General features: G+C 33.8%; 13 protein-coding genes and 1 pseudogene. 10 read left to right on the top strand and 4 right to left on the bottom strand.

All coding sequences use genetic code 11. The features are described 5' to 3' along the window. Positions 1 to 357: 357 nt before the first annotated feature. The 10 genes from EKL97_RS15280 to EKL97_RS15235 all read left to right on the top strand — a co-directional run bounded on the left by EKL97_RS15280 (position 358) and on the right by EKL97_RS15235 (position 14709). Positions 358 to 1089, top strand: a complete 732-nt coding sequence (locus EKL97_RS15280) for a hypothetical protein (protein ID WP_126569275.1) — start codon at positions 358 to 360, stop codon at positions 1087 to 1089. An 80-nt stretch (positions 1090 to 1169) separates the two neighbouring features. After that, entirely contained in the window at positions 1170 to 2105 is a 936-nt protein-coding gene (locus EKL97_RS15275) for a hypothetical protein (protein WP_126569274.1), read from the top strand. Between the two features lie 68 nt (positions 2106 to 2173). Then, positions 2174 to 2656 (top strand): hypothetical protein, encoded by a 483-nt coding sequence (locus tag EKL97_RS15270; RefSeq protein WP_126569273.1) that lies wholly within the window; start codon positions 2174 to 2176, stop codon positions 2654 to 2656. Continuing rightward, complete coding sequence (locus EKL97_RS15265) at positions 2653 to 3936, top strand: hypothetical protein (RefSeq protein WP_126569272.1); 1284 nt, start codon at positions 2653 to 2655, stop codon at positions 3934 to 3936. Before EKL97_RS15270 ends, EKL97_RS15265 begins: the two co-directional genes overlap by 4 nt. Continuing rightward, the gene (locus EKL97_RS15260) at positions 3924 to 4262 is read left to right on the top strand and encodes a hypothetical protein (RefSeq protein WP_126569271.1); all 339 of its coding nucleotides are present in this window, start codon (positions 3924 to 3926) and stop codon (positions 4260 to 4262) included. The genes EKL97_RS15265 and EKL97_RS15260 overlap by 13 nt, the downstream gene beginning before the upstream one ends. Further along, positions 4249 to 4725, top strand: a complete 477-nt coding sequence (locus tag EKL97_RS15255) for a prepilin-type N-terminal cleavage/methylation domain-containing protein (RefSeq protein ID WP_126569270.1) — start codon at positions 4249 to 4251, stop codon at positions 4723 to 4725. The genes EKL97_RS15260 and EKL97_RS15255 overlap by 14 nt, the downstream gene beginning before the upstream one ends. Continuing rightward, positions 4715 to 5851, top strand: a complete 1137-nt coding sequence (locus EKL97_RS15250) for a type II secretion system F family protein (protein ID WP_126569269.1) — start codon at positions 4715 to 4717, stop codon at positions 5849 to 5851. Before EKL97_RS15255 ends, EKL97_RS15250 begins: the two co-directional genes overlap by 11 nt. A gap of 711 nt (positions 5852 to 6562) precedes the next feature. Next, the gene (locus EKL97_RS15245; RefSeq protein WP_199742846.1) at positions 6563 to 7219 is read left to right on the top strand and encodes a transposase; all 657 of its coding nucleotides are present in this window, start codon (positions 6563 to 6565) and stop codon (positions 7217 to 7219) included. 250 nt (positions 7220 to 7469) lie between these two features. Next, a complete protein-coding gene (locus EKL97_RS15240; RefSeq protein ID WP_126569268.1) occupies positions 7470 to 10619 on the top strand; it encodes a hypothetical protein in 3150 nt (1049 codons plus the stop codon). Positions 10620 to 10629: 10 nt separating this feature from the next. Next, positions 10630 to 14709, top strand: a complete 4080-nt coding sequence (locus EKL97_RS15235; protein WP_233588612.1) for a DUF6443 domain-containing protein — start codon at positions 10630 to 10632, stop codon at positions 14707 to 14709. A 662-nt stretch (positions 14710 to 15371) separates the two neighbouring features. Here the strand turns inward: EKL97_RS15235 and EKL97_RS15230 are convergent. The 4 genes and pseudogenes from EKL97_RS15230 to EKL97_RS15215 all read right to left on the bottom strand — a co-directional run. Continuing rightward, a pseudogene (locus tag EKL97_RS15230) lies at positions 15372 to 16320 on the bottom strand (DUF932 domain-containing protein); the annotation flags it as partial. Between the two features lie 35 nt (positions 16321 to 16355). Continuing rightward, positions 16356 to 16751 (bottom strand): single-stranded DNA-binding protein, encoded by a 396-nt coding sequence (locus EKL97_RS15225; protein WP_126569267.1) that lies wholly within the window; start codon positions 16749 to 16751, stop codon positions 16356 to 16358. Positions 16752 to 17146: 395 nt separating this feature from the next. Then, the gene (locus tag EKL97_RS15220; RefSeq protein ID WP_126569266.1) at positions 17147 to 17581 is read right to left on the bottom strand and encodes a DUF1810 domain-containing protein; all 435 of its coding nucleotides are present in this window, start codon (positions 17579 to 17581) and stop codon (positions 17147 to 17149) included. Positions 17582 to 17668: 87 nt separating this feature from the next. After that, entirely contained in the window at positions 17669 to 18295 is a 627-nt protein-coding gene (locus EKL97_RS15215) for an alpha-ketoglutarate-dependent dioxygenase AlkB family protein (protein WP_126569265.1), read from the bottom strand. Positions 18296 to 18388: the final 93 nt, after the last annotated feature.

Here is an 18388-nt window from a genome sequence, read left to right as displayed (position 1 = left end):
ATTGAAGAATTTAACAATCAAATTAATTACAAAAATGTAGCTTAACTTAATGTGCAGTTTTTATTTGCATATCCAAAATATCAATTCTGGCAATACGGTAATCATGCGGAAGAAATCTTCACCAATACATTTATGTGGTCGAAGTTAGATTATATTCATATGAATCCCGTTCGTTCAGGAATTGGAGAGAGAGAGAGAGAGAGAGAGAGAGAGCTTCATTTTTTATTGCTATTTGTTGACAATCTACAAATCAATTTAAATTTTATACTATTTATTTGACAAAATGTTTATTTTTACATCGCTATACATGCAATCATACATCTTGGACAAAATTACTTTTACTACAAATTATATATAATGAAAAACAGCTTTTTTATAGTACTTTTGGTCGTTTTTTCAGCCTGCCAATCCACCAAAATTAAAAATGACAGATATAAGGTATCGTCTGCAAGTCCAGAATTAGGAAGCATTGGGCAATCAAAATCACTATTCGGTTTGCAAAACGATTTTAAAGTGAGAACCTTGCCAAAGTTGGAAAATAATATCCGGCTTTCTATTGAGGTAGTTCCTTTTAATAAAAGACTAAACCATTTTTATAAAGCTAAGACAAAATTCAATCAAAATCAATCGAAATTAACCTATATAGATAGCCTAACTACAAAACCGGAGTTGACCACCATTCGATTACTTGATGTAATGGGATTCGTAAGCGAATTGAATGCAGATTACAATACTTCCGTTTTTAGACTGCTTTTCGACACCCAGAATTCTAAAATCATTTCTAGTGTTGCAGTCAATTTATCTCCGGAGGAAATCACCAAAATAAGACAGGCTGACACCTACTATTTAATAAATCCTCAAGACAATAAATACACGCTTTCATTGTATAAATTGGGTAAAAAAACAGATATGATTACTATAAATCCAGAAACCATAGTGGCCTTCAGATGGAGTAAGTTGTGTTGGGCTATTTCTGAAAAGGGGGAGTGGTACATTGCAGATATGATTGAAGGAGAAAATAGTTGTAAAGGAAATACAAAATCCAAAATCAAGGAAAAGAGTAAATCCAAAAGCTTATTTGATATGTAAATCGATTTTAACACATTCCTTTTTCGCTCCCAATCTTTTAGTGACGGTTCAGTTAAGGGAAGAAAAAAGAAAAAGAAAAAATGAACAAATCTTCACTCTATAAATTCCTAACCGGCGTCTCGTTTTTAATCTTCTTTTCTTGTGAAGAAATTCTTTTGGAAAAAGACATTTCTGAAGAAATACAAACTCTAATTGCACCGGCAAATGAAGCACAATTCTTTTCTACAGGAGTCACATTTACCTGGGAAAGTGTACCCGATGCAACAAAATACCAACTCCAAATTGCAAAACCCAATTTTGAGAATCCAATGCAAATTGTCTTAGATACACTAGTTACAACTCACCGTTTTACTCAACAGCTTCCGATTGGAGATTATGAATGGAGAGTGAGAGCTACAAATAGTGCCTACAATACGAATTATTCAAGCAGATTAATTTCAATTGTTAGCGATGCGGATTTTCAAAGCAATACAGTGGTTTTAAATACTCCAACAAACAATTTAATTACTAAAACAGCATTGCAAAATCTAACTTGGCAGCCTATAATTGGAGCAAGCTCGTATCAACTTCAAGTATATGATGGAAATAACGTTGTAATCAGCGACCAAACTATGACAGCTACAGCTTTAAATTACACTTTTTTAGAAGGAAGCTATTTCTGGAGAGTCAGAGCTACTAATGGGACACAACAAACATTGTATTCTTCTCACTCGGTTTTGATAGATACCAAAATCCCAAATACCCCCGTATTGTCGAGTCCGGCAACTACAAGTACAACCACTAACAAAGAGGTCAGTTTTCAATGGAACAGAACCCCAATTTCAGGAAGTGCAGAAAAAGATAGTATTTACATCTATACAGATAATGCCTTAACAGTCATAAAGCTGAAAAATGAAGCAAGCAGCCCTTTTGCAACAAATCTTGATTTAGGTATCTACTATTGGTTCGTTAAGTCATTTGACAAAGCAGGTAATGAAAGTAATAAAAGTACGGTTTTTAGTTTCACGGTAAACTAAATAATGACTCAATCCGCTCTCGGCTCCCTCTCTTTTGGAGAGAGCTGGGGTCAGGTAAATAAAGAAACATGAAAAACAAAAAAAGCATATTCTTCTTATTGCCCATAGTACTATTGATATGGGGTGGAGTGTTGTACCAATTTTCTTCTTTTTCAAATACAGATGATTCCACGCTAAATGCGGTACCTAACTTCAATATAAAACCATTCAAACTCAAAGAACGAAAAATATTTTCAGTAACTGTAAATTATAGAGATCCTTTCTTGGGGAAAATGTATGCTCCACAACAGGCTTCATTAACTAAAAGTACTTCTAAAATAGAAAAAGCACCCAAAGAAGAGGAACCTATTGTTTGGCCAACGATACTTTATAAAGGAATCGTATCGGATACCAAGGGAAAAAACAGGATTTTCATGTTAGTAATAACAGGACACTCTTTTTTCATGAAAAAGGGAGATACCCAAAACGAGATATACTTAAAGGATGGAGATAAAGAGTCTGTATTTGTTAAATATAAAAATAATATGAACCTCATTATGCTAGCAGAATGAAATTAAACCTTAAACTTAAATCAGGAGCCTTACAATTTACCGTTTTGATAGCGGTACTCATTGCCTTGCTTTTAAGTGGATTGATATTATATGCCCATACGTTTATATACATGAAGGAGCAGTCAAAAGGAGCTATCGAAAACATTCAACTTTCTGATACAGGAATAGAGTATCTGTTAAAGCAATATGAGATTAATACAGATACCCTGACCATCGATTTTGTAAAAAAAGAAAATCAGACTATTAAAGTGCATTTATCTCAATGGGGAATCTTTGAAAAAGCATTTACAATAAGCCAATTCCGGGAAAAAAAATTCGTAAAAACAGCAATTATAGGCTCACTATTGAATTCCGAAGAATCCCCTACCCTATTTTTACAGGAAACACAAAATCCCCTAACAGTAGTGGGCAATACAACAATTAAGGGCAATGCCTATTTACCCACTCAAGGAGTAAAACCAGGATATATTGCTGGAAATAGTTATTATGGCTCACAACTCATTTATGGCACCATAAGAAAAAGTAGTCCGGCTTTGCCAAAACTGAACAAGAACATCATAGATGTGCTCATATTTTATCTAGAAGAATACGAACCAATAAGTCAGGAAAACTATATTAATTTAGAGACCAATTCAAAAATAACTGTCTCATTTAAGGAGAAAACAAAAGGAGCCTATTCCAAAGATCCCATTATACTGGAAAACCAGGAAATTTCGGGAAATATCATGATCAAATCAGATACTTTGATCCGAATAAAAAAAACAGCACGCTTGAAAGATCTAATCTTAATAGCCCCAATTATTGAAATAGAACAAGGCACGATTGGTAACTTTCAGGCAATAGCATCCAAAAGAATCACTCTTGGACAAGACTGTACGTTAAATTATCCTTCGGCTTTGGTGCTGTTTCAAGACAACAAAAATGATCCAAACATTGTATCATCCAAACCATTCGACAACCAAATTTTGATCGATACTGGGACAATCATAAAAGGCAGTGTCTGTTTTATTCAAACGAAAGAACTTCCCGATTTCCAAACCCTAATGGTGTTAGAAAAAGAGGCAAGAATAAAAGGGCAAGTGTATTGCAATGGTAATTTCGAATTAAAAGGAACTGTATCCGGGTCCGTTTACACCAAACAATTTATTGCCAATCAGTCTGGTTCCATCTTTTTAAACCACATTTATAACGGAACGATTGAAAATGAAAATATTCCAACTGTTTTTGGAGGAATAGTGTTCGAGGCAGCACCAAAAACAATTATGAAATGGTTGTACTAAAAAAAATAAAATCAGCAACCTTGGTCGAAGTCATTGTAGCTTCGGTACTAATTATCATCATATTTATGATTGCCAGTTTGGTATTGAATAATCTAGTACTGAATATATTTTCCAAAAATACACATCCTATAGAAAATAGATTAAACAAATTGGAATACGAACTCCAAAATGGATTGGTCAAATTGCCATATCAGGAAAAGTGTGAAGACTGGGATATTACAATTACAACAAACAAAGTAGATGCAAATGAGGAGCTAACTATTTTAGCCATTAAGGAGAATACCAAAAAGCAAATTTTAAGACAGCGTATTTATGTCGAACAATAAAATAAAATCATTCACACTCCCAGAATTATTGGTGGTGATGATCATAACCGTAATTGTTGTAGGCATGGCTTTTAGCGTCTTGCGATTGGTTCAGAAACAAATTCATGCTATTCAAACAAATTTTGAAAAAACAAGCGGTTTGGCACTTTTCGAACAACGATTATGGCAGGATTTTAACGAAAGGAATAAAATTCAATTCAGTGAAAAAGAAAACAGCCTTCTTTTGGAGTCTGAAATGGATACAGTAGTATATTCCTTTCAGGAAAAATACATCCTTAGAAACAAGGATACCATAAAACTAAAATTAGTGGTAAATAAATTATTTTTCAAAGGAAAAGAAGTAAAGAATGGTGAGCTTGATGCGCTGTCCATTTCAGCAAAGACCGAAATTCCCGATTATGAAATTTTTGTTTCAAAGAAAAATGATCTAACCTTTTTTATGAATTCAGAAGATGGCATTTAAATTAGAAAATACTAAGAAAACGAATACGGCACAGAACAGCAAACAGTCTGGTTTGGATGACTTACTAAAAAAAGAGATCGTTCTTTTTGGAGAACGTTTCAATAATAAAAAAAAGCAGGCTTTCTATCAGGAACTGTCGGTTTTACTAAAAGCCGGAATTACTTTTAAAGAAGCTCTAACTTTAATTGTGGAGTCTTTGAGTAAAAAAGCAGACAAAGAATTAATTCAATCCATTCTCAATGAGCTTGTTAATGGAAAACCCTTCTCTGAGGCCTTATTTGCTTCTAAGGCGTTTTCAGAATACGAATACTATTCCTTACAAATTGGAGAAGAAACCGGAACCACAGCACAAGTTTGTCATGAGCTTGGGGTCTTTTACGAACGTAAAAACGAGCAAAAACGCATCATCATTGCGGCACTCTCCTACCCTTCCATTGTGTTGATAACAGCAATTATAGTGGTCGTATTCATGTTGAGTTATGTAGTTCCTATGTTCCAGGATATTTTTAGACAAAACAATGTGGAACTTCCTGTGTTGACCAAAATAATTGTAAAGCTTTCTGCTATAACCAAAACCTATGGAGTCTATAGTTTATTAGTGTTTTTTATAGTATTTATCTTAGGTCGTATGTTTAAAGACAATTCACAATACCGAAAAATAGTCCATTATTCAATATTGAAAATTCCAATTTTTGGATCCTTTCTTACCAAAGTATACTTAGCCCAATTCACACAAGCGGTAGCCTTGTTAACCACTGCAAAAGTACCGTTATTAAACAGCATCCAAATGGTAAAAAAGATGATTCGTTTTGTGCCATTGCAAGAGGCACTCGAAAAAGTGGAAAATAGTATTTTAATGGGAAATAGTCTAAGTGCTAGCCTGAAAGAACATCCATTATTCGACAATAGAATCATATCCTTGGTCAAAGTAGCGGAAGAAACCAACCAAACCGAATATGTTTTCAAACAGCTTAGCGAACAATACAATCAGGAAGTAGTGCAACAATCTAAAACCATGACTACCGTTTTAGAGCCCTTAATCATATTATTTGTTGGTGTTTTGGTAGCTGTTTTATTGGTGGCCATGTACTTGCCAATGTTCCAGTTGAGCGGTGCCATTGGGTAAACGAGACAATCTCTTTGTCCTTTAAATCACTCTTTTATTTGTTTTATAAAATTGTTTCAAAGCAAATTTTGTGTTGTTCGTCGATTGTTTAGTCTTAATATTAATAAACTATTAATGTGAAATATTTTGTTAATTATTTATTAAATTGTAAAAAATATTTTGTAATATTATAAAAATTAAAGTTTAAACTTATAGAAAATATACTGTTTTTAGAATTCAAACTAAAATACAGTAGACAAATAAATACGATGAAATTAAGTAATATATGAAACACTTTAGTATTTATAAAAAGTTTTAATAAAAAAACTATTTAATTCAAATTCAAAGAGTTCTGATAGAGGTGTACAGTCAAATAATTAAAAATTTAAGTGGTGACACTATAAAAAAAATAAGGTTTAAATATAAGTACTTCACATCTACAAGACTATTTGAAGATTGTTCTAATTTGGAATTTAATCAACAATCTAATCGATTAGTCTTAATCTCAATATAAGAAATAGATAAGAACAATAAAGCAGCAAAACCACCTTATCTTTTTAAATATAATGACATAAACTTTTTACCAAATATTAATTCAAAATCAGTAGACCATTGGGGGTATTATAACGGAAAATCTACTCAATAATCTGCGACAGATTTGAAAAAGATTTAAAATATACTTGCGAACGTTTTAGCAACAACGATAAGCAAGATTTAACAGACCAAGAAATTATGACCATTTATCTATTCACAGTTCAAGAAGAACAATGCTTTAGCATCAAACAAATTCACAAATATGCTTGTGATTATTTGATTGATTGGTTTCCAAAACTCGGTTCATATACTGCTTTTTCTAATCGGCTTAAGCAATTGTCAGCAGCTTTTAGACGTTTTACATCTTCGTTGTTTGAAGATTTTCTACCCTCTGACTGTTTTGCTGATCAAAGTTTACTGAATTCAATGCCAATAATCACTTGTTCTGGAAAGCGAAATGCAAAAGTAGCTAAAGAACTGACCGACAAAGGATATTGCTCTACTAAAAGCTTGTATTATTATGGTTTGAAATTACACGCATTGGCTTTTAGACGTTTAGATAAAATCCCTTTTCCTGAGAAAATTCAAATAACTCCTGCCTCAGTAAATGATTTAACTGTATTCAAAGAAGCTTGGTCTGAGAATACTAACAGGAATTTTTTTGGAGATAAAATATACAATAATCTAGATTTTTTTACTGAATTAGAGCAAAAGAAAAATTCGATTATGATGAATCCAATCAAAGGAAGTAAAGGGCAATGTCAAGAAATGAAAAACAGAGATAAAGCTGCAAATGATTTGTTTGCGACAGCAGTATCAAGAGTTAGACAACCCATAGTTTCGCTATTTAATTAGTTGATTGTTAAAACGGATATTCAAAAAGCAAGCAAAGTTAGATCTACCAAAGGTTTGCTAATCCATCTATTTGGAAAATTGTAGCCGCTTTTATTAGCTTAATTTTTTAATCCTTGATTCGCATAATTCGTAAAGTTGAGAGTCAAGTTAAAGTAAAGATTTACTAATAACATTCGTGGATTTTGAGGTTCTACCCATTATGCAAATCAACACCAACAAGTTTAAAATATCAAGGAAAAAAATTAAGAAAATGAAAAAAGTTAAAAAAGAAATAGTAAAAACCATGAAAATAATATTTCTATTATTTTCAATATCTGTTACTACTGTAATTTATTCACAAGCCCCAGAGGTAAAAGCAAATGAAATTTATAATTTCTCGAAAATTGATTTTAGCCAAGTTGATGAATATACGGGAAAAGCAAGTATTACATTACCTATTACATCTATAAAATTAGATAATATTGAAATCCCTATTTCTATAGATTATTTGATGGGAGGCATAAAAGTAAATGAATTGGCTTCTCCTGTTGGCTTGGGGTGGTACTTGAATGCTGGTGGCAAAGTTTACAAAACTATTAAAGGGATTGAAGACAATAAAATGGTTTATTATGTGGGTATTGATGGCATTGGTTCTGTAAAGAAAGGTTATTTGTTAGAACCAACAAATTATGAAGAAGATATCCCTGATGAGTACTCGACAAATCTACCCTATTTAAAAACAAAATTTATTATTAAAAAAGATTTTTCTATTGCAGAAGTAGAGAATTTTAACGAACATAAAATCACTATAAATAGAGACTATACAGATCCCAATATTTCAAAAAAGTATGGAACCATAACAGATTATTTTGGTAGTAGATATGTTTGTGGGGAAAGATATTTGTATAACTATTTACTTTCCTATAATTCTTTACACGCTATGCATCCTCAATACGACGCAAATGACTGTCCATGGACTCATTCAGAATACATTGACACTCAAGGGCTAGAAATCAATAATAATGGTTATTTGTATAAATTTAATGATTGGGATCATACTTTTGCAATTACAGGGGGAGATTCAACCCAAGGAACATTGTATACCAAAAGTGATGATTTTCATTCATCATACAATTTAACTAGTTTAACTTCTTTAAAATCAAATAAAGCAATAAATTTTACTTACACCCCCATTGTGATGCTTGACAATAACTTGATACCTCAAAAAGCTTGGAATGTATTTACCCCTGAAGATAACAGTGGAGACACTTATATCTATCCATATATGGATGACAATAATATTAGCTTACCAAATTTATATTTTATTCAAAGATTGAAAAAAATAAGCTCAGATGAACTTACAATTGAATTTAATTACGAAAATAGCAGAATTGACCTTAAGGGAAAGAATCTTGCTTATGCTGATACAAATTATTTACAAACAATAAATGAACAATTGTTGAAAAGTATTTATATCAAAGACATAAACAATAATATTATTTGGACTTATTTATTCACCTATAGTTATTTTAATTCTGACTGTGATGCAAACAATTCTAAATGCAACAGATTGAAATTAGAGAAAATAGAAAAATTTGGAGGAAACATTAATTCATCAATTAAAGAAGAGCATAGTTTTACCTATTATGAAGACACCAAATTACCCCCTATAGGTTTTGGAAAAAAAGATGCCTTTGGATATAGTAATGGTTTAGGGAACTTAACTACATTAAGTGTTGAAATAAAAAAACCTAAAATTTATTTTTATAATGAAAATATTGGAACAACTAATGAAAAAAATTACTATAGTCCTTTTTATGTGCCTGCATTAAATCCAGTTGTTATTAACGGGGAAGATATGTCCTCCACTTTGTCAGATACGCGTGCCTGGTCATTAAAATCTGTAACATATCCCACAAAAGGAAAACAAGAATTTGAATATGAATTAAATTCTTTTAAATGGAAAAATTATACTTTTAACGGAGGTGGACTTAGAATTAAAAAAATTAATTTAACAGATAATAATATAGTTCAAAGTATATTCTATAACTACCTTGATGACAATAATGAAACTACCGGAAGCATTGTTTCTGTTCCAAAGTTTAACGGAGAACAATTTTGTTACAATAGTGGTTCAAACCCTTTTTATACCACGATATATTCAGATCCACAACTTGAATTGACAAAAGGAAGTAATGTAGGGTATAAAAAAGTTACTATTAGTAAAACTAACAATGGAAAAATAACCAAAGAATATGAAAATCCAGAAACCAAACCAAATTCTTTAATTAAATTTTTTCCTGATACATACAATGCTTCAAATTATATATTTCTAGAAAAGGAAAATTTCTACGGGCAGATACATACTGAAGATAACGATTTTTCAAGAGGTTCCGTTATACTAGAAAAAGTATTTAACAATACCAATCAATTACTTAAAGAGACCCAATCCATTTATCAAATTTCAAAAAAAGACTCTATTACTACTAAAATTTATTATGGGGGTTATAATGGAACTAACAATAACTTTTTTAGATACTTTAACAATGAGATAATCTGTGATTATAGCTCCTCAAACGGATTGGGTAGTTCACCTTCCAATTTTATTGGATCAATAAGTGAATTTAGACAATTTTCTTTTCGAAGAAATAATTTAATACAAAAAAAGGTAAAAGATTATTACCCTAATGGCTTTTTAGAGAATATAACTAGTTACACATACAATAATGATTATAACACTTTAAGCAAAGTCCGTTTTCATGATTCAGACAATAAAACAACAGATAAAATATTCTATTATCCACAAAATTTTACTTATCTCCCTGAATTAATAAATCAATTTAGAATAACTGATCAAGTAAAAACAGAAGTTGTTTATAATGGCACCCAGACATACGAAACTTATACAAAATTTGATAAAAATACGGAAACAAGTAGTTTGATGTTGCCTACAGAAAATCATGCCATAAAAGGACCCGGAGATATAGATCATTTTTCTTCATCTGATAGGAAAATAGTATATAATAAATATGATAACAAAGGAAATCTTTTGCAATACACCCCAGAAAGCGGTACACCTATGACGATAATCTGGGGCTACAACAAAACCCAGCCTATCGCCAAAATAGAAAATGCCACTTACAGCCAAATAACAGCATATGTTGACAATCTACAAACTCTTTCTAACACGGATTCAGAAACTAGTTTGCTCAATGCTTTAGATAATTTAAGAAATGCTTTAGAACTGACAAGTGCCCTAGTAACGACCTATACCTACAAACCACTTATAGGCGTAAGTACCATTACCGATCCAAAAGGCTATACAATCTTTTACGAATACGACACATTTAACAGATTGAAACTCGTCAAAGATGCACTAGGTAACATCCTTTCTGAAAACCAATATCACTACAAAAATTAATTCCAGAAAAATGAAAAAAATATTATTTAGTTTCGTCTTACTTTTTATTACTTTATTTGGATTTGCACAAGCAGTAGGTATAGATCCGGGCGATGGTGGCTGTACTTATTGTTATCAATGGAATCGTGACAGTGATAATGATACCTATGGAGATCCACAAGTGTCAGTTTTTTCTGATTACCAGCCGGTAGGCTATGTAGATAACCAATCAGATTACGATGATACTAATCCCAACATTAGCAATATCCCTCCGCAAACTTTTTTCAGAGATGCAGATACTGACACCTTTGGTACCCCATTCGATACCAAATACTACAGTGTACAACCCACGGGCTATGTTACCAATAGTGCTGATTGCAACGATGCAGATGCAACGCTAAACCCCAATACAAGATGGTATTCAGACAATGATCTTGATGGTCTTGGAGATCCCTCTAATTACATAACACAATGTGCTCCAAGTGGTAACTATGTTCGGAACAACTCAGACAATTGCCCCTTAGTCTCAGGCACCAGTACAGATTGTAATAGCCTATCAAGTGGAGGCTCTCAATACCAAAATTATATTATCACTGTAAATTATAACAAACCCACTTTGGAGCCCTTTGTTTCACCTACTCCCGAAAAGGCACAGGTAAATATCACTTACTTTGATGGCTTGGGTAGGCCCATTCAGCAAATTGCTAATCAGCAATCTGCCTCAGGAAAAGACCTTGTTACTCATATCGAATACGATAATTTTGGTCGACAAGTAGAAGAATATCTCCCTTTTAAATCTTCTAATACAGATATGGCTTTTGATCCAAGTGCTAAGGCAAATGTTTTATCATTCTACGGAAATCCAAATCCTGCGATCAACGGAAATCCAGCTTTGGAGGCAACAACAAACCCCTTTAGCAAGAAACAATTTGAAGCTTCTCCTCTAAACAGAGTACTCCAGCAAGCGGCTCCAGGAAATGATTGGGCAATGGCAAACAATCACACTATAAAAATGGAGTATCAGACCAATATAGCTGGTGAAGTCAAATTATATCTCGTTGCTCTTTCTTTTGCAAACAATACCTATACTCCAACACTATCAGTAAGTACTGTCAATAATGGATTTTACTCCCCTAACGAACTTTACAAAACCATTACTAAACACGAAAACTGGACAAGTGGAAAAAATAATACTACTGAAGAATTTAAAGACAAAGAAGGACGTGTAATTTTAAAAAGAACGTATTCTAATTACACTAATACCCTTGGTGTAATTACTGCACCCGAAGTGTCCCACGACACTTATTATATTTATGACATCTATGGTAATTTGACCTATGTAATCCCGCCATTGGCCAATGGAGCCTTTGATGCTACCACACTAAGCAACCTATGCTACCAGTACAAATACGATTACCGTAACCGTTTGGTAGAAAAGAAACTACCTGGTAAACAATGGGAGTATATTGTATATGACAAATTAGATAGAGTGGTAGCCACAGGCCCTGCTTTATCGCCATTTAATGATCTTGGACAAACGAATGGCTGGATGATTATCAAGTACGATGTCTTTAATCGCCCTGTCCTTACAGCATGGATGCAAGCAGCTGTCTCCTCAGCTGATAGAACAGCATTGCAAAATAGTCACAATGCCATCACTACTACTTTTAGCGAAACCAAAAATGCGACCACAGATACTATGATCAATGGTGTTTCTTTTAGATATAGCAATGTTGCTTGGCCAACATCAGGGTATCATGTTTTGACGGTTTCTTATTTTGATGATTACAATTACCTTAATGCCCCAGCTATACCTGCAACCATTGAGACGCAAGACGTTTATTATAACAATAAAGTAAAACCCAAAGGCCTGCCAACGGGTTCTTGGACACGTGTACTACAAGCGAGTACACAATATGCCAATGAGTTGGCATACTCCTTGTATGATTTAAAAGGCAGACCTATCCGAAGCTATACGAGCAACTTTTTAGGAGGCTATACCTATATTGATAGTAAGCTTGATTTTACAGGTAAGCCAGAATATAATACTACTTACCATAAAAGACTCTTTAGTGATAGTGAATTGATGATAAAAGAAGTCTTTACCTATTCGCCACAAGGCAGGTTGCTGACTCAAAACCACCAAATTGGAACATTAACTGCTGAGTTGCTGGTTAGTAATGAATACGACGAATTAGGACAACTCAAAGCAAAAGAAGTAGGAGCAAAAACCCAAAGAATAGACTATAGTTATAACATCCGAGGATGGTTGACAGAGATCAATAAGGTTGCGGCCTTGCAGCAAGGAACTGATCCGAAAGATTTATTTGCTTTTAAGATCAATTATAATATTTTATCAAGTGGAATTGAAGGGGTAAGTGCACTTTATAACGGAAACATAGCCGAAACCCATTGGACTACAAGTACTGATAACGTATTGAGAACTTACGGATATAAATACGACGCTATTAACCGCTTGAGCGAAGCCTTGTACAAAAAAGGGAGTGTGGTAAATGCTTATGATGAAAAGCTTACCTATGATGCCAATGGCAACATAAAAACACTTTTACGTTATGGAAGTTTAAATGACGCCACACCTGTTTTAATTGATGATCTTGCCTATGATTATAAGTCTACGGCAAGTAATCAATTGATGAAAGTTACAGATGTAAAAGTGAACAATGGTAGTTTTATAAATGAGTTTAAAGACAGTGCTTCAAATACTGTAGATGATTATGACTATGATGCCAATGGTAATATGATCAAGGACAACAATAAAAACATTACAGCCATAACCTACAACCACCTGAACTTACCTACCAAAATTACATTTGGCACTACTGGTTTTCCAAATATTAATTACATTTACAATTCAATTGGAAAAAAATTACAAAAAACAATACGCACTTATAATTCAAAAAATCAAACCACAACAACTGTAGATACTTACTACCTAGATGGCTTTCAATACAAGAGCACAGGTTCGACTTCACCAACTGCAAGAACTATTCCATTGACAATTTTAGAGTTTTTCCCTACATCCGAAGGCTATGTAGAATCCATTGGAAGTTCTTACAAATATGTGTACCAGTACAAAGATCATCTAGGCAACATACGTGTAAGCTACGACAAGAGCTTAACAATACAAGAGGAAAATAACTATTACCCTTTTGGATTGAAACACGCTGGCTACGGTAATACAATATCTTCTACTAATGGTGCGTTAAAGTATAAGTACAACGGAAAAGAACTGCAAGACGAGCTGGGGCTTAACTTTTACGACTATGGAGCGAGGAATTATGACCCTGCGATTGGGCGTTGGATGAATGTGGATCCGTTAGCGGAGAAGATGCTGAACTGGTCGGCATATAGTTACGCCTTTAATAATCCAATGCGTTTTACTGACCCAACAGGTATGGAACCGGATGATTTTGTGCAACGAAAAGACGGAAGCATTTATTGGGATAATAATGCTAATTCTCAAGCTACGACAAAATCAGGAGAAACTTATTTAGGGAAAGGTCTAACATTCAACTTTAATAGTTATATCGGAAGTAATTATGATGGCCCGTTGGGTAGCTTACCCGAAGGAAATAAATTGACATCTACAATTAGCGTTACAGGAAATGAGAATAGTAAGGGAGAACTAACCAGTATTTCAGCTGCCAAAAACGTAGAACTTGGAAAAACGTTTGGTTTATTTCAAGGGCGGGATTATTATCCAGGTCTTGGAGAAGGTCAAAATAAATTCAGTTTAAGTAGTTCAAAATCAGGCATAAATTTAAATTTTGAGCAACACGCAAGTGTTCCTAAAATGGAAGAAATTGGACTAAATATGACAGGTAATAATATTGTAAACGTTGCTCAAAAGTTAAACCTCAATTACTTCGGTGGTAATTTATCTGTCAAAGCATCAACTGATATATTTCCGTCAGCTACTCTTTCAGTAAATGGCAACCAATTAATGAATTATACTCAACCATCATTCACGGGTACACATAGTTTGCCGAGTATTGGAAAAACACCTGCTACATCCTCGGGAACTGGTGGAAATACGATTTACAATTATTCTTATAAACCAGCCGTTTTTTACGACAGATATTCTCATTAAAATCATGAAATTAACTAAAATAATATTGTATATTTTTATTAGCAATTTTTGCTTTTATTTAGTCGAAATGATGAAAAGCAATAGCTACAAAGTATTGGATATAAGTAATATAAAAAATCTTGAAAACCTATTTCTGTATCTGTTTTTGATCCTATTTTTACCAATAATAGAAGTAATTTTGTTTGCTTATCCTTTCAAAATTATTTTTGAAAAAGTAAAAAATGGAGTTTTTTTTGGATTGTTAATCATGATTATTTTTATAGCGGAGTATTTTATTAGTGTGTATTTTACCAGTCAAAAAATATACAATGAAGACGCTTTTATAAAAATTGGAGTTGGTGTAATTCTCTTTTTTGTGTTTTTTAGAAAAGAGATTTTACAAATATTCAAGTAAGTGTGTTGAAATATAAAAACTTAAAAAGGACCCCAGCTGGCGCAAGCGTCCCGCTCGTGAACACAAGTAAAATCAATAAAAAAAGCCACTTCCGGAGTGGCTTTTGGTTTTATACAAGTGTTTTTTACTGTGCTAACTGCTGAATTTTCTTTTTAGTAATAAAGGCATCAATCAAAATTTTAATTACAGATTTATCATTTTCCTGCATTTTTTCGATGGCTTTAAATTGGTTGAGTAGTTCTTTGTCGGTTAGAGAACTATCTGCTAAATCGTCGGAACTGTAATTTCTAACATTTTGAAAATACCCAGTTACGGCATTGTACGCTCCGAATACCGTTCCTTTTGTGGTATCCATCAATTGTGTCGGGTCGCTCATAGCATATTCATAGGCACTGTCTACCATATTGGTAAAACAGGTTGAGAGTTCCTCTTCCCTACCCTCCTGTATGGATTTCAATACTTCCTTATTGGGAACTAGAGCAGACTGTATCAGTTTTTTTACCTCGTTGTCCGTAATGGTTACTTTTATCCAATGATTGAAAATGGTTTCCATCTGTGCCGATAACATGTCGGATATCCCCATAACTTTGTGAGCCTGTTCCAAACGCTGTTTGGCATTGGAAGTATGTCGAATACGCACGGTATTGGTTTTATTGTTTATTGCTGCATTAAGGGGTATTGGCACATACGATGCGTATGGGCGTGAATGCAGCTGTTATGCTTCCGCTTCCGTCGTGTGAAGTCGTAAGGAAAAGATATTTCTCAATCAAATCGTCATTACCTATCCGAATGTAATCAGGTAATTTTGCGGTTATAAAGATGCGTTCTCCCTTGCCCAAAGCTCCTGCAGTTTCATATAGAATTCCGTCACCGCCTACTATGCTGTCGAAAAAAGAAAAGGCATCTCTGTTTTGTACGATTTGATAGTCTTTGCCCACCACACCCAATACCGTATTGTTGTCCGTGCGTATAGTACTAAAGTAATTAGGTACTTCGATTTGATTCTGGATGGTTTCGCCGTCCAAACTGATTTCCTGTAAGCAAGGTGTAAAGAGTTTACGTTTTTCTACTTCGTAATCCAACCCTGCGTGCCCAATTGCTTCTGCACTTGTTGGATAGTCCTGTATGATTTGCCCTAAATTGTGCCACGCTTTTTCCTTTACGCTGAAAAAACTGTGTTTCTCTGTTTGCTCGTTGTAATTTATATTGTGTGCCATGATGTTAACTTTTAAATGATTAGTGTATTGTTTGATTAAAAAGGTAGGTCGTCTACCGTTTCCGATTTCTTTGCCTGTACTACTGACGGTGTTACACCGTTTTCTGTCTGCTCTGCTTTTTTTGCAAAAGCCAAAATTTTAATATTATTGGTGTGAAACGTAAGACTACCCATTGGTTTAGCTTCGTGGTTGCTATACACATTCAATCCAATACGCCCGTACAATTGCACCAATGTTCCTTTTTTAAGCCACTCGGCTGTCTTTACATTGAGCCAGTAAGAGCAATTAATATAGGTCACTACTTCCTTTAGTTCGGTACTGCCTTTTGGCTTGTAATTGTCATTGATGGCAATGCTGAAATTGACCACTTGTTTGTCGTTGCTCACTTTGTGAACGATTGAATTTGCTGTTAAACGCCCTGTGATTTCCATAATTTAAATTTTTAAGGATTACTATTATTTACTTTCTCTCTAACCATCCGCTCCGCAAAAAATGTTTTCAAAAGAAAAAATGGAAAAAAAGAAAGCAAGAAATAAGTGGCTTAAGGATGTGGAGAGCTATAAGTCCCGAAGGGTGGCAAGTGCAACGTAGCCATTATGCGCTTGCAGAATGCTTAAGTCACTATCTTAGCTGCCCTTTTAGTCCGTTTCGAATGAAAACTTCATTAAAACTTCTTAATTTTTTAGACAAAAAAAATCTGACATTCAAAATGTCAGATTAAGTGGTAAATGTTTCCGGAATGTGGGAATATGTAATCTATTATTGATAGATACCTAATAGCTCTACTAGAAGAATGCATTTTTCATATCATGATATATGCTTTGGGTTATGATCTTATCAAGTTTAGTAATTGTAGTGTGAGTTCATCAGGTAATCCATTGAAATATTTTTCCAATACCTTTTGAAATACAGTATTCGTATTTTTAACATTTGTAAATAATGTCATGCATGACCGTAATTTGAGATCATCAGGTGTCCCAAATATTTGTGTAACGGTTTTTTCTTTGAGATTCAATACTTCCTCAGAAATTTCAATTAGATGCTTCCCCAGGATGGGATGCTGTAAATATGCAGTGGCCTCATTCAAATCTTTGATTCCATACTGTTTTGCAGTCTCACTGGAACCGAGTCCTTTAATTTGAGGAAAGATATACCACATCCAATGGGTTTCTTTTTTTCCTTTTTTTATTTCTGAGCGTGCTTTTAGGTACACCTGATTTTGTGCGTCTAAAAATTTGATTAATTTGTTGTTATTAGTCATTTTTCTATTTTAGGTGCTACAGGTAAGCTGTATCACTAAATTAATAATTTATTTACTTATTCATTCAAGGTGGATATTAATAATTTGTTATGACTGACGGTTAACCTGTCTAAAAGTGAGGTTGATACGTGGCAGTATGTCTTTTGCCGTTTTTGGCACCTGATGCTGCCAAAAGCTTTTCGTTGTTCCTGCCATCAATAAAAACGAACCGTGATGCAAGGGGATTTCTACCTGTGCAATATCTTTCCTGAACTTATGGCGTAAGCGGAACATGCGGGTTTCGCCGAAACTAACGGATGCAATAATTGCATCCTTACCAAAATTCTGTTCGCGATCGCTGTGCCATGCCACACCATCCTTGCCATTGCGGTAGAGGTTTAGTAAAACACTATTGGATTTTATCTGTGTTTCTTTTTCGACTCTTTCTCTGATGGATAGCAGTTCGGGTGTCCAGCCAGGCTTGGTCAGATCAGCACCTAAATTGTCTCTGTCTTCATACCACGAAATCATTCTTGGGACAGTAACTGTTTTATCGTAAATTTCCATAGTATATTCCTGCCATGGCGTGTCATTGAGCAGCATCGTGTAATAGTTGTCAGATTCTTCTTTGGTGAAAAAATTATCATATAACATGAGTTCAGTATCCGGAAGGTCAAAAACTTTTTTTCCACCATTACCTGATGTGAAAATTTCTGTGTCATTGAAAAGTATCATTTTGAATAAGTGTTACTAATGCGAATCAAGGGTTAAAAAATTAAGCTAATAAAAGCTGCTGCAATTTTTCCAAATAGATGGATTAGCAAACCT

It is taken from the genome of Flavobacterium sp. LS1P28 (assembly GCF_003970335.1).
Taxonomy (GTDB): Bacteria; Bacteroidota; Bacteroidia; order Flavobacteriales; family Flavobacteriaceae; genus Flavobacterium.
This window is presented reverse-complemented; position numbering and strand designations above follow the sequence as displayed.